The sequence below is a fragment of the Paenarthrobacter sp. NPDC018779 genome, assembly GCF_044391085.1.
GTDB lineage: Bacteria > Actinomycetota > Actinomycetes > Actinomycetales > Micrococcaceae > Arthrobacter.
This window is the reverse complement of the sequence record NZ_JBIRZS010000025.1, coordinates 45784-58177: the sequence shown is the minus strand read 5'-3', so window position 1 is coordinate 58177 and position 12394 is coordinate 45784. Positions and strand designations below refer to the sequence as shown.

Below are 12394 nucleotides of genomic sequence, written 5' to 3'. Positions count from 1 at the left end.
GCAACCCGCTACGACAAACTCGCCCTCACCTACCGCGGTGGAGCCGTCCTGCGAGCCATCAGCATCTGGCTGACATCTTTAGGAGACACGCCCTAACTGCCAGTCAGTGATTTACGACGGCGGCGGGCCACCTCTGGTGGTCCGCCGCCGTTGTCTTTCCCGGGACTAATTCCGCGACCCCCGCCGTTAGCACCGGGAGGGGACGGAAACACGGTACGAACGCGACGGGATAAGACATACATGACTACAGAAACTGCCGACGGAGTCGGATTTCGTTCCAAGCGAGGGCCCATCCTCATTGCCCTGATGCTGTCCACCGGCCTCGTGGCCATCGATTCCACGATCGTCGCCACGGCGGTCCCGTCGATCGTGGGGGACATCGGCGGCTTCTCGTCCTTCCCCTGGCTCTTCTCGGCCTACCTGTTGGCGCAGGCGGTGTCCGTCCCCGTCTACGCGAAGCTCTCGGATGTGTTGGGCCGCAAACCGATCATCCTCAGCGGGATCGCGCTTTTCCTGCTCGGCTCCACCTTGTGTGGACTCGCGTGGAGCATGCCCGCCCTCATCGCCTTCCGTGTGCTGCAGGGTCTTGGCGCGGGTGCGGTCCAGCCGGTATCGATCACCATTGCCGGCGACATCTACACCCTCGCCGAACGCGCCAAAGTGCAGGGCTACCTGGCCAGCGTGTGGGCCATTTCCTCGGTGGTGGGTCCCACGCTGGGTGGTGTGTTCGCATCGCTGGGCATCTGGCGGTGGATCTTCCTGATCAACATCCCGCTGTGCCTCCTGGCCGGCTGGATGCTGGCCCGCACCTTCCACGAAGACGTCAAAAGGACCACGCACCGCATCGACTACCTGGGCGCCGTCCTTCTTACCACCGCGCTGAGCCTCCTGATTCTCGGGGCGCTGGAAGGCGGCCAGGCCTGGGCCTGGAACTCGCCTGTCAGCATAGCGGTTTTCGCTGTGGGGGCCGTCCTGCTTGCCGCGTTCCTTGTGGTGGAGAGGAAAGCAGCCGAACCGGTCCTCCCGCCGTGGGTGGTCTCCCGCAGGCTGTTGTCGACGACGGCGATGATCGCCTTCGGAATTGGCGCGGTGATGCTTGGCCTCACATCCTACGTGCCGACCTTCCTTGAAGGAGCACTGCAGACTTCACCGCTCCTGGCCGGTCTGGCCCTGGCGGCGTTGACCCTTGGCTGGCCCATCAGTGCCTCCCAGGCAGGCCGTTTCTACCTGCGCATCGGCTTCAGGCGCACGGCCCTGATCGGCATTTCCATCACGGTGGTGGGAACCGGCATCCTGGCCCTCACGGCGTCCGCGCCAAGCGTCTTGTTGGTCGCGGCCTCGTGCTTCGTCGTGGGCCTGGGCCTCGGGCTGGTGGCCACCCCAACACTCATCGCCGCCCAGTCGAGCGTCGAATGGAACGAGCGAGGCGTGGTGACGGGCACCAACCTCTTTGCCCGGTCCATCGGCAGTTCCATCGGCGTGGCGGTGTTCGGCGCCGTGGCCAACGCGATCTACGCCAACAGCGGCGGGCCGAACCCGCAATCGACCATCCAGGCCTCAAGTGCCGTGTTCCTCGCCGTCCTGGTCGGCGCCGTGCTCACCGTCGTCGCGGTCATCGCCATGCCGGAAGCCGGCGCCAAGAGTCCCGAGGCGGCCCCGGAGACGGATGCGGTGCGCTCGCAGGACTAGGCTCTATCCCGGGGTCACAACGGAAAGGTCACCGCATGGAACTGATCACGGGCACGCTTGAAAAGGTCTTCGAAGGCACCATCTGGGCGGAGGGGCCTGTGTGGATTCCACAGTCCCAAACCGTCCGCTGGAGCGACATCCCCAACAACAGGATCCTTGAGTACAGCCCGGAGTCAGGCCAGACGCGTGAGTACGCCACCGCCGTCGAATTCACCAACGGCCGTACCCTGGACCGCGACGGCAGCGTGGTCCAGTGCAGCCACGGGCGGCGCCGCGTCGAGCGGGATCACGACGGCGTGGTGTCGGCAATCGTCGATTCGTTCGGCGGGCACCGGCTCAACTCGCCCAACGATGTTGTGGTGGCCAAGGACGGGACGGTGTGGTTCACGGATCCGCCGTACGGCATCCTGCCCGGGACCGTGGAGGGCCACGAGGGGGAGCAGGAATACGGCGGTTGCTATGTGTTCCGCTTCGATCCGGCCACCCAGGAACTGACACCGGTGGTTACTGACCTGGTTCATCCCAACGGGCTGGCGTTCTCTCCGGACGAGTCCGTTCTGTACGTCGCGGACACCGCCGGACCGGACCGGGGTTCGCCGTTCCGGATCGCCGCCTACCCGGTGGGGAACGGGACGTGCGGAGACGGGCGGACGTTCGTGGAACTCGAGGACAACAAGGTTTCGGATGGTTTCCGCGTGGACGTCGAGGGCAGGGTCTGGACATCCGCCGGCGCTTCGGTGCGGGTTTACGCGCCCGACGGCGGCCTGCTGACCGCCGTCGATGTTCCCGAACGCGTTTCCAACCTGTGTTTCGGTGGGCCGGACGGCCAGGACCTGTACCTCACCGCAACGACGTCCCTGTACCGGCTGCGGACATCTACGCGGGATACCGTCCGCCCCTAGCGCTTGCCGCCCCGATGGACGATCATCGGGAGAATAGCGGTTCAAGCCAAGGACAGGCCATGAAGGACACCAAGAACCTCGTGGGGGATCCAGTCCAAGCTACCGCCGCCTTCAAGCGGCGCTTCATGTACAGGATGGTATTCGTCCTGGCTGGAGGCATGTTCCTGGACGGCTACATTCTGGGCATTTTTGGTCCCGTAACGGGCTCCATGACGGAGGACCTGGATCTTTCCACGCTCTGGGAAGGCCTGATCGCCGCCGGCCCGCTGTTCGGGATTCTCCTGGGCTCACCCATTGGCGGTTGGGCGGGGGACAAGTTTGGACGGAAGCCCCTGTTCCTGATCGATATGAGCCTCTTCGTCGTGGCGTCAGGTGTTCAGTTCTTCGTCGACTCGCCCGAGTTGCTCTTCGCTGTCCGCTTCGCCATGGGCGTGGCCATCGGCGTCGAGTACTCCGTTGGTTGGCCGTTGATGTCCGAGTTCGCTCCGGCACGGCTGCGGGGGCGGCTCCTGGGGCTGACGTTGGTGGCTTGGTACGCCGGGTTCATGCTCGCCTTCCTCTTCGGCTACCTGCTGGAGCAGTTCACCGCGGTGGACTGGAGAGTCATTCTGGGCAGCAGCACGCTCATTGCCGTGGTGTTGTTCGTCTTCCGGATCGGCCTGCCGGAATCTCCCCGCTGGCTCTGGAACCAGGGACGGCGGGATGAGGCCATGGCCGTGGCCCACAAGTACATGGAAAGCCCTGACGAAATGGCTGACGTGCAGCGGGAAGACACCAAGCACGGGACGTTCTCCATGCTCTTCTCGCGGCAATACTGGCGGTCCACGCTGTTCGTCTCCATGTTCTGGTTCTGCGGCGTCGCCCCGTACTTTGCCATCGCCACTTTCGCCGACAGCGTGCTGAGCGGTTACGGACTCGGTGGAGGGTTGGCCGGCGGCGTCGGGCTTTCAGCGGTCGCCCTCGTTGCTGTGATCATCACGGTCCTCCTGGTCGATAAGGCCGGCCGGCGCGCCATGACCGTCCCGCCCCAGTGGGCTGCCGCCGTCGTGCTTGCCGTCATTGGACTGTGGGGCGGTGCGCCGCCGCTGGCGGTGCTGATCCTGTTCCTGGTGTTTTCCTTCGTCAACGCCATGTACAACACACTGACCGGCATCTACCCGGGCGAGGTCTTCCCCACGGAGATCCGTGGCATCGGGACGGGCTTCGCGGCTGCAGTAAGCCGGGTGGGCGCGGGCCTGGGTACCTTCCTGCTGCCGTGGTCCATGGTTAACCTCGGCTCGGCCACCACCATGCTGATTGCCTCGGGCGTGGCGTTCGTCGGTGCTGGCCTCTCGCAATGGTTGGCGCCGGAGACGAAAGGGAAGAGCCTCACGGAGGCGGCCGCTGGCTTCTCGCACTAAAACTGGCGGCGGATTCCTGCCCGGCATCTGGCATTCCTCGCGGCTGGAGTCTGCCCGTGCCATTGCTTATGTCGAAATCCAACATTAGACTGTTGCAAACCAGACTAAGTGGCATCCGGGGCTTCCACGCTCGATGCCTCGTTGGAGTAAACGACAAGAGGAGAACCCCCAATGACGCGTCCATCGCTGAGGGTCGGCATCTTCGGGACTGGAAGCATCGCCGAGCGGGCCATGGTTGAGCCCTCCGCCCTGGTCGATAGCGTCCAAGTGATAGCCGTGGGGTCCCGCGACCCGGAGCGGGCACGGGCGTTCGCCGATCGCTTCGGAATCCAGGCGGCCGGTGACTATGCCAGCGTCATGGCCGATCCCGACGTCGATCTTGTCTATGTGGCCCTGCCGCCCACCGTTCACGCGCAATGGGCGGTGGCTGCCCTCGAAGCGGGAAAGCATGTGCTCTGTGAGAAGCCGCTGTCCGCAAATGGTACGGATGCCAAAGCCATCGCGGATGCTGCGTCGGCCAACGGCCGCTCGGCCTTCGTCGGCTTCCACTACCGGCTCCACCCCTTCACCCGGCGGCTCCTGGATGTCATCCGATCAGGACAGTTCGGAGTTATCCAGGATGTCGAGATCGACTTCAGCATTCCCCATTTTGTGGTCAAGCCGGGCAATATCCGGTTGAACGGTGCCCTGGGAGGCGGCGCTGTCATGGACGTCGGCTGCTACGCGATTGATCTTCTCCGGGCTGCCTGGGGTGAGGCGACGGTGGAGTCGTCCACGTCCAAGCTCTACGACGACGATCCCCGCGTGGATATGGAGACCGACTTCGTGCTCGCTTTCACGTCCGGCATCAAGGCCCGGGTCCGGGCGTCCTTCCTTGGCGACGACAAGGGGCGGATGTCACTGGATATCGTCGGCTCCAAGGCATCGCTGCACGCTACCAGCGTGATCGTTCCCCAGTGGGGCGCTACGCTCCGCGTCACAGCCGGCGACACGGTGCTCATCGACGAAAAGGCGACCGAAGGGGAGTCGAGCTATGTAGCTCAGCTTGAGCACTTGGTGGAGGTGCTCCGTGCGGGCGCTCCGACGCCGCTCGGTGCCGCCGACGCCACAGCCACCATGGCACTCGTCGACGACGTCTACCGGGCTTCGGGGCTCCAGCCCCGCTGAGCATGAGCAGCGGAATTTCCTACGTACAACCAGAGAGAAAGAGCAACGATGCTTCTCGAACGAGACCTTATCCAAGCCACAGGCTTCCGCAACGTCCGGGACGGCGATCGCGTGACGGGGTTCCAATTCCGGGTGCGCATGCCCTCTTACCGGGGCATGGCTGCCTCCCTCATTGATGGCATCGCCGTCCGGGTGGGCAACCTCGTGGATGTACCTGCTGACGTTCCGTCGTGGACCCTGCAGGGCAAGACGTACACGCTGCAGGAACTCTGGGCCAGCGAGGGCGTGCGCTGGCAGCTGGACGAGGCCGCTACCGTGACGGTTCCCCTTGAGGGAGGGCTGCCCCAAGGCGTCCACGAACTCCAGATTGAGCTGAAGCTGCGCATGTCCTACATTCCCGTGGAACACCAGCCCTCGATTTACCGGGAATCCCGGTGGATTACGCTTGGCCCGGAAGGCGGGAACGGCGTGTTCCGCTATGGGGTGTCCCTCTACAGCTTCATGCACGATTTCGGCACCGTCCTCGACCTGGAGACCGCGTTGGCGGCCGTGGCAGATACCGGGGCCACCGGCGTCGAAATCCTGGGCGAGGGCCACGTGCCGGGCTATCCGGAACCCACCACCGAATGGATCGACCAGTGGTTCAGCCTGCTGGAGAAGTACTCGCTTGAGCCCACGAACTACGGCTCCTGGATCGACACGAGGCTCCGTCCTGGCGTGGGCATGACTGCCCAGGAGGGGGCTGCCGCCTTGCAGCGCGACTTGAGGTTGGCGAACCGTCTGGGCTTTGGGTTTGTGCGGCCCAAGATCGGCGTGGTCTCCAGCGACCTGATCCCGGACCCCATCTGGACCGAATCCGTGGAACGTTCCCTGGACCTGGCCCACGAACTGGGTGTGGTGATCTGCCCCGAGATCCACTCGCCCACTCCCATCAAGCACCCCGTGGTGGACGATTACATCAACCTGATCGAGCGCACCGGGACCAAGAACTTTGGCTTGCTGATCGATACCGGCATTTTCCAGGACCGGCCCATTCCGCTGCGCGCGGGCGAAACCCGGGAAACCCGTCCGGCGTTCCTTGATGGCATTGGCGTGGACCCCGCCGATTTCGCCGACGTCGCGAAGTACGTGGTGTTTGTCCAGGCCAAGTTCCATGACATCGACCAGAACCTTGAGGACCAGCAAATTCCGTGGCGCCCCGTGCTCAAGGCGCTGAAGGACTCGGGTTACGACGGCTACCTGTCCAGCGAATACGAGGGCGAACGGACCCCGTGGCGCTCCATCGAGCAGGTACGCCGCCAGCATTCACTCCTCCGCAACATTGCCGCCGAACTCGCCTGAACCACACAGCAAGGACCAAAGATGCCCAACGGACTCATTCAAGAAGACAGCCTCCGTCCACACCCGGACGGGCTCGCACTATCGCTGACCCTGCCGTGGTACCGGAGCCTGTGGTTGTCCTCGGTTTCCACCCTGAAACTCACGGTGGATGGCGAGGAGATTCCACAAGAGGACCTTTCCCTCCAGCTTGGCGGAAAGACGTACTCGCTGGCCGAACTGCCGGCCCAGTCGGAAACGCTGTGGTTCCTGCAGGAACATCCGCACCTGGTTGCCCGACGCCCGATCCCGGTGTCCCCGGGCGAAAAGCACACGGTGCAGATCTTCGGCGAACTTCGCCTCCCGTACATGCAGATCGCGCCGGGCCAGGACGGCGGACCGGGTATGTATGTGCCGAACTTCGTCAACCAGGCGATGGAACTGACAGTGGTGGACGCGGCCTCGCCGGCACCGGAAACCACGACGGCGGTCACTCCGGCCCCGCCGAAAGCGGACGAAGACCCGTTCCACTTGGGACTGACGCTCTACTCGGCCAGCGCGGAATTCCGGGCCGGCTGGTACGACTTTGACGGCTTGCTTAACCGTGTGGCGGAACTGGGCATTGGGCCTGGTATCGAGATTGTTGCCTCCCAGGTGTTGCCCACGTACCCGGAGGTCAGCGACGACTTCGTCCGGTCCTGGCAGGCTGCGTTCGACAAGCACGGCTTCGACGCAAGCTCTTTCGGCGCCAACCTGGACATGGGACGGCGGCGCGACCGGGACATGACCCCGGACGAGGAATACGACTTCACCGAGACGCTCTTCCATGGAGCAAAGAAGCTCGGCTTCCCGCTGGTGAGGATCCAGAGTGCCAAGCCCGCCCTGCTGCGACGGCTGCTCCCGTTGGCAGAACGACTGGAATTGAAGCTGGCCTACGAAATCCACGCTCCGCTTGGCCCCAACTCGCCGGAAATCATGAAGGTCCGGGACGTCTACGAGGAATTGAATTCCCCTCTTCTTGGGTTCGTGGCGGACTTCTCTTCCACCATGCACAGCATGTCGCCCACGTTGCTCCGGGCCGTTTCCCGTGCCGGCCTCGATGGGGAAGCGCTGGAGCGCCTTCAAACCATCTGGGCCACGGATGCTTCCATGCGGGAACGCCAGGAAGAATTCATCGGCTACTTGCGAAGCCGGGACTTTGATCCGGCGCGGTTGGGCTCTATCGCCCACCTTGCCTTCAACATGCACGGCCACGTCAACCCGCGCGAATGGGCAGACATCATGCCGCAGATCATGCATGTGCACGCCAAGTTCTACGACATCGACGAGCACGGCAACGAGCCGGCCATCGACTACCCGGAGCTCGTGAGGGTGTTCGTCGAGGGCGGCTACCGGGGCTATTGGTCGAGCGAATGGGAGGGCCATGCCTTCGCCGAGTTGGGCGAAGTGGATCCGTTGTTGCTGGTCCGGAAGCAGCATGACCTGATCCGCCGCAGCATGCGTGCTGCGGTAACCGCTGCGGTGTAACCCGGCGGCCAATCAACACAAACATCAAGCCTGGCCGGATTTCCGGCCAGGCTTGATGTGCTGGGTCCTACTGCCGGTCCCTAATGCCTAACCGTGCCGCCGCGGGATCAGTCTTCGGCGCCGGCGTCGGTTCCGGAAGCCACGATTGCTGCTGCCTCTTCGAACAGTCCCCGCATCCAAATGTGCTCCGAGTCCGCGTTGTGGACCGGGTGCCACCACAAGGCGTTGACCAAAGGGGTGGCCGGGAATGGCAGCGGCAGGACCCGAACGCCGCCCAGCCGCCGGGCGATCGGAGCCAACGCTGCCTGGATCAGCCCGATCCTGTTGGTGCCGGCCACGAAGTGGGGGAGTGCCTGGAAGCTCTCCACCACTACCTCCACCCGGGGCTCGATGCCCAGTTGCTGAATCTGGCGCTCAGCGGATGTGAAGGCGGAGCGCGATTGGTACGTCATCACCCAAGGCAGTTGCGCGATGTTGTCCATGGAGACAGCTTCGCCCACCTCCTGGTTGGTTTCGGAAACGACGGCCAGCCAATCGTCGCGCCACAGGTCCACGAACGGCAGCCCTGTGAGGATACCGTGCGGAATCACCATGCCGTCCGCGGCCCGGAGGCGGTTGGCTGCGTCTTCCACCACCACCGGGTTGTGCAGCATGAAGCGGAAGCGGACGCCCGGAGCACGCTCGGCCGCAAGCTCCGAGACCACACGGCCAACCGTGGTGAACCCGTAGTCCGAGCCATAAATGGAGAACTCCCGGGCTGACTCGTTGGGCTCCCAACTGGCCTGGCTTTCGAAGACCCGGCGGGCAGCGTCCAAGGCCATGGTGGTGTGCTCGGCGAGGCGCAACGCAAAGGGCGTGAGCTCGTAGGTGTTGCCACGGCGGGCCAGGATCGGATCCCCGAAATGGTTGCGCAGGCGCGCGAGCGAGGCGCTCAAGGCTGGCTGGCTCAAGTGCAGGCGCTCTGCTGCGCGGGTCACGCTGCGTTCGGTGATCAGGGCATCCAAGGACGTGAGCAGGTTGAGATCGAGCCTGGAGAGCAGGGAGTGGTCCGTCACAACGGGCATCCTTCGAGTCGGGGCAGGGGCGTCTTTCCGCCTGATGAGGGCGCAGCACGTTCATCTTAACTCAGAGCAGCCGGACTTATGTGCGGTATCCGAAATACTTATGTGTCTTTCTGGCAGATGCCATGCATACTGGTGAGTGACCGGGGTCACGGACCCCGCCAGACAAAGAAGTCAGAAAGGCTGAACATGACACAGCACCGCTTCCGGGGACTCAAGCTCGGCGTCCTCGTTATCCCAACCGCTGCTGCACTTGCACTCACAGGCTGCTCGAACTCCGCCTCGACGGGCGGCAACGGTGGTTCCAAGGAATTCTCCTTGACGTTCTCCACCTCCAACACCATCGAAAGCCCCTTCCAGAAGCTGGGCGAGCAGTACATGGCTGCGCACCCTGACGTGAAGATCACGTTCAACGCACAGCCCAACGACTCCTACGACCAGACGGTCCGCACCCAGTTGCAGGCAGGCAACGCCTCGGACGTCATTGTTACCTCTCCCGGATCAGGCACTGGCCGGAGCATCCTCCCCCTCGTGGAAGCGAACTTCCTGGAACCGCTGGATGATTCAGCAAAGAACCTGGTTCCCGTAGGCAGTGAAGCGCTTTTCGGCAAGGACGGCAAAGTCTACGGCCAGGCCGCCGAAATGACGGTCGTTGGCTTGGTGGTGAATGAAACCGCCGCGAAGGCCTCCGGTGTTGCCGACTTCCCTGCCGACTTCGCAGGGCTGGAAAAGCAGTGCTCCACGCTTGGCTCCGCCAATAAGTCGTTCTTCGCCCTGGCCGGCTCTGCCGCACCGAACACGGGCTTGATGGCGATGTCCCTCGCCGCGTCTCGCGTGTACGCAGAAGACCCCAAGTGGAACGAAAAGCGGGCCGCCAACCAGACCAAGTTCGCCGACTCCCAGGGCTGGAAGGACTCCCTCGAAGCAGTCAAGAAGCTGAACGACGCAGGTTGCTTCCAGAAGGGTGCGGCCGGCGCAGGCTTCGACGCCATCACCAAGGGCCTGGCCAGTGGCACTTCCGTTGCCGGCTTCGTACCCGCTCCGTCCTGGAAGCAGCTCAAGACCGCCGCTGCTGATTCCGACTTCGTAGTCCGGGCGCTTCCGTCCGAGCAGAGCTCCGACAAGGGCTTTGTCTACGCCAGTGCCAACTACTCCTTCTCCATCAACGCCGCGTCCAAGAACAAGGACGCAGCCAAGGCGTTCCTCGATTGGGCAGCCCAGCCGGAGCAGACCAAGGCCTTCGCCGAGATCGACGGCGCCCTCCCAGTCAGTGGCTTGGATACCTATGACTACGCTTCCGGCGCCTACAAGAACGTGGGCGACCTCATCAAGGACGGCAAGTACGGTCCGCTTCCCAACAGCCAGTGGCCCAACTCTGCTGTCTACGACGCCCTCGCCACCGGTGTCCAGGGCCTCCTGACCGGCCAGAAGTCCGTTGACCAGGTCCTGCAGGCCATGGATTCGGCCTGGGGCTAAGCCGGATTCCCACCATCACCGTTCGCTCTACTCCAAGGGATAAGCAAGGATTACCATGACTGCGACGATGCAATCCAAGACCGAAGCAGCTGACGCTTCCCGGCGAGGCAAGCGCGCTCCGGGGACGGTCCGAAAGGTCCGTTCCCGGGGTGGCTCCCTGCAGTTCGGACACTGGTGGTGGGCCCTCCCGGGCATTGCCCTGGTGATTGCCATCCATTACGTGGCAACCGGCATCGGTGGCTACTTCGCCTTCACCAACTGGACCGGCATCGGTTCCTTCAAGGTAGTGGGACTGGCCAACTTCGAAGCCATCTTCAAGGACCCCACCAAGCTGGGTGCCTTGATGAACACCCTGTTCCTGGCGTTTTCCTCGGTCTTCATCGGCAACGTCGCCGGCCTCGTCATCGCACTGGGCCTGAACCGCGTGCTGAAGACGCGCTACATCCTCCGTACCTTGTTCTTCATGCCCGTAGTGCTCAGCCCCCTGGCGACGGCCTACATCTGGAAGTACATCTTCGACTTCGACGGACCCATCAACGTTTTCCTCAGGTCCATCGGTGCGGAGGACCTCGCCAAGCCGTGGCTCGCAGACCCGCAGTGGGCCATCTGGACGGTCTTGATCGTGCTGGTCTGGGGTTCCACCGGATTCGCGATGGTGATCTTCATGGCCGGCCTGGCCAGTGTCCCGGTGGAAATCGAGGAAGCCGCCGCCATTGACGGCGCCAACCTGTGGCAGCGCTTCTGGAACGTGACGCTTCCAGCGATCCGTCCGGCCGTGGCCATCGCCACCACGCTCGGCATCGTCCAGGGGCTCCGGGTCTTCGATCCCATCATGGCCCTCACCGGTGGCGGTCCGGCCGGCGCAACCGAAACGCTGGCCACGCAGGTCTACAAGCAGGCCTTCGCCCTTGGAAACTTCGGTGGCGGCGCGGCACTGGCCCTGGTGCTCGCAGTCATCATCCTGATCTTTGCCGTCATCCAGCAGCGACTGACCCGCTCCAACCCGGAGGACTGACCATGTTCCGCTACACGAAACTGACCCTTCTCCGCGAAATCGGGTTGTGGGCGCTGGCCCTGCTCTTCCTTTCCCCGTTCTACTTCCTGGTGACCACGGCCTTGAAGCCCAGCAGCGAGATCTACACCACGTCGCCGCTGGCACCGCCGTCGAACCCTGACTTCAGCAACTTCACTGCGGTCTTGACCGCCTCCGGCAACTCCAACGTGGTCCTCGGCCTGGTGAACAGCGTGATCATCACCGCCGGCAGCATTTTGGGCCTCATCGCCCTCGGGTCCATTACCGGCTACGTCATCTCGAGGCACACCCGCCGCTGGAGCAAGCTGGCCTACTATCTCTTCCTTGTAGCCATCATCCTGCCGGGGCAGCTCGGCGCGGTTCCCTTGTACATGGGCGCCCGGTCGCTGGGCTTGACCGGTTCTGCCTGGGGCTTGATTGTCCTCTACACGGGAATGCTGCTGCCGCTCTCGATCTTCCTTTACGCAAACTTCTTCCGCGGCCTGGGAACGGACTACGAGGAAGCAGCAACCATCGACGGTGCCAGCAAGACGCAAATCTTCTCCAAGGTGGTCTTCCCCATGATGGCGCCGGCCACGGGCACGGTCACGATCTTCGCTGGCCTGATCGTCTGGAACGACTTCTTCACCTCGCTGATTTTCCTGGGCGGCTCCAGCAACCAGACACTTCCGGTGGCCATGTACTACTTCATCGGCTCCCTGGTGTCCCAATGGAACTCGATCTTCGCGATCGTGATCGTGTCCATGATTCCCATCCTGGCCCTGTTCCTCTTCGCCCAGAAGCGCTTCATCCAGGGCTTCTCCGGCGGCTTGAAGGGCTAGA

10 protein-coding genes are annotated in these 12394 nt (G+C 63.5%); 9 read left to right on the top strand and 1 reads right to left on the bottom strand.

Going from position 1 to position 12394, the window contains the following annotated elements; all coding sequences use genetic code 11:
• Positions 1-240: 240 nt before the first annotated feature.
• The 6 genes from ACH488_RS19365 (at position 241) to ACH488_RS19340 (ending at position 8002) form a co-directional block, all read left to right on the top strand.
• Positions 241-1689: an MFS transporter gene (locus ACH488_RS19365; protein ID WP_397326182.1), complete on the top strand. Its 1449-nt coding sequence runs from the start codon at positions 241-243 to the stop codon at positions 1687-1689.
• Positions 1690-1724: 35 nt separating this feature from the next.
• Positions 1725-2591, top strand: coding sequence for an SMP-30/gluconolactonase/LRE family protein (locus tag ACH488_RS19360; protein ID WP_397326181.1), 867 nt, complete (start codon positions 1725-1727; stop codon positions 2589-2591).
• Positions 2592-2650: 59 nt separating this feature from the next.
• A complete protein-coding gene (locus ACH488_RS19355; RefSeq protein WP_397326180.1) occupies positions 2651-3991 on the top strand; it encodes an MFS transporter in 1341 nt (446 codons plus the stop codon).
• 171 nt (positions 3992-4162) lie between these two features.
• Positions 4163-5158, top strand: a complete 996-nt coding sequence (locus ACH488_RS19350; protein ID WP_397326179.1) for a Gfo/Idh/MocA family protein — start codon at positions 4163-4165, stop codon at positions 5156-5158.
• Between the two features lie 48 nt (positions 5159-5206).
• The gene (locus ACH488_RS19345) at positions 5207-6499 is read left to right on the top strand and encodes a DUF6379 domain-containing protein (protein WP_397326178.1); all 1293 of its coding nucleotides are present in this window, start codon (positions 5207-5209) and stop codon (positions 6497-6499) included.
• Between the two features lie 21 nt (positions 6500-6520).
• On the top strand, positions 6521-8002 hold the full coding sequence (locus tag ACH488_RS19340; RefSeq protein WP_397326177.1) for a DUF6379 domain-containing protein: 1482 nt from the start codon (positions 6521-6523) through the stop codon (positions 8000-8002).
• 107 nt (positions 8003-8109) lie between these two features.
• Here ACH488_RS19340 and ACH488_RS19335 read toward each other — a convergent pair whose 3' ends face one another.
• Complete coding sequence (locus tag ACH488_RS19335) at positions 8110-9057, bottom strand: LysR family transcriptional regulator (RefSeq protein ID WP_397326176.1); 948 nt, start codon at positions 9055-9057, stop codon at positions 8110-8112.
• Positions 9058-9252: 195 nt separating this feature from the next.
• Between ACH488_RS19335 and ACH488_RS19330 the strand changes: the two genes are divergently transcribed.
• From ACH488_RS19330 to ACH488_RS19320, 3 genes are read left to right on the top strand one after another with little or no spacing between them, the layout of a single operon-like run.
• Positions 9253-10539 carry an ABC transporter substrate-binding protein gene (locus tag ACH488_RS19330; protein WP_397326175.1) on the top strand — a complete coding sequence of 429 codons (1287 nt, stop codon included), beginning with the start codon at positions 9253-9255 and terminating at the stop codon, positions 10537-10539.
• A gap of 55 nt (positions 10540-10594) precedes the next feature.
• Positions 10595-11554 carry a carbohydrate ABC transporter permease gene (locus ACH488_RS19325; protein WP_397326174.1) on the top strand — a complete coding sequence of 320 codons (960 nt, stop codon included), beginning with the start codon at positions 10595-10597 and terminating at the stop codon, positions 11552-11554.
• 2 nt (positions 11555-11556) lie between these two features.
• Complete coding sequence (locus ACH488_RS19320) at positions 11557-12393, top strand: carbohydrate ABC transporter permease (RefSeq protein ID WP_397326172.1); 837 nt, start codon at positions 11557-11559, stop codon at positions 12391-12393.
• The last annotated feature ends 1 nt before the right edge of the window (position 12394 follow it).

Bases quoted from the DNA above. Each gene is read 5' to 3' on its own strand.
- ACH488_RS19365 (WP_397326182.1), top strand. From the start codon at position 241: ATGACTACAGAAACTGCCGACGGAGTCGGATTTCGTTCCAAGCGAGGG.
- ACH488_RS19360 (WP_397326181.1), top strand. From the start codon at position 1,725: ATGGAACTGATCACGGGCACGCTTGAAAAGGTCTTCGAAGGCACCATC.
- ACH488_RS19355 (WP_397326180.1), top strand. From the start codon at position 2,651: ATGAAGGACACCAAGAACCTCGTGGGGGATCCAGTCCAAGCTACCGCC.
- ACH488_RS19350 (WP_397326179.1), top strand. From the start codon at position 4,163: ATGACGCGTCCATCGCTGAGGGTCGGCATCTTCGGGACTGGAAGCATC.
- ACH488_RS19345 (WP_397326178.1), top strand. From the start codon at position 5,207: ATGCTTCTCGAACGAGACCTTATCCAAGCCACAGGCTTCCGCAACGTC.
- ACH488_RS19340 (WP_397326177.1), top strand. From the start codon at position 6,521: ATGCCCAACGGACTCATTCAAGAAGACAGCCTCCGTCCACACCCGGAC.
- ACH488_RS19330 (WP_397326175.1), top strand. From the start codon at position 9,253: ATGACACAGCACCGCTTCCGGGGACTCAAGCTCGGCGTCCTCGTTATC.
- ACH488_RS19325 (WP_397326174.1), top strand. From the start codon at position 10,595: ATGACTGCGACGATGCAATCCAAGACCGAAGCAGCTGACGCTTCCCGG.
- ACH488_RS19320 (WP_397326172.1), top strand. From the start codon at position 11,557: ATGTTCCGCTACACGAAACTGACCCTTCTCCGCGAAATCGGGTTGTGG.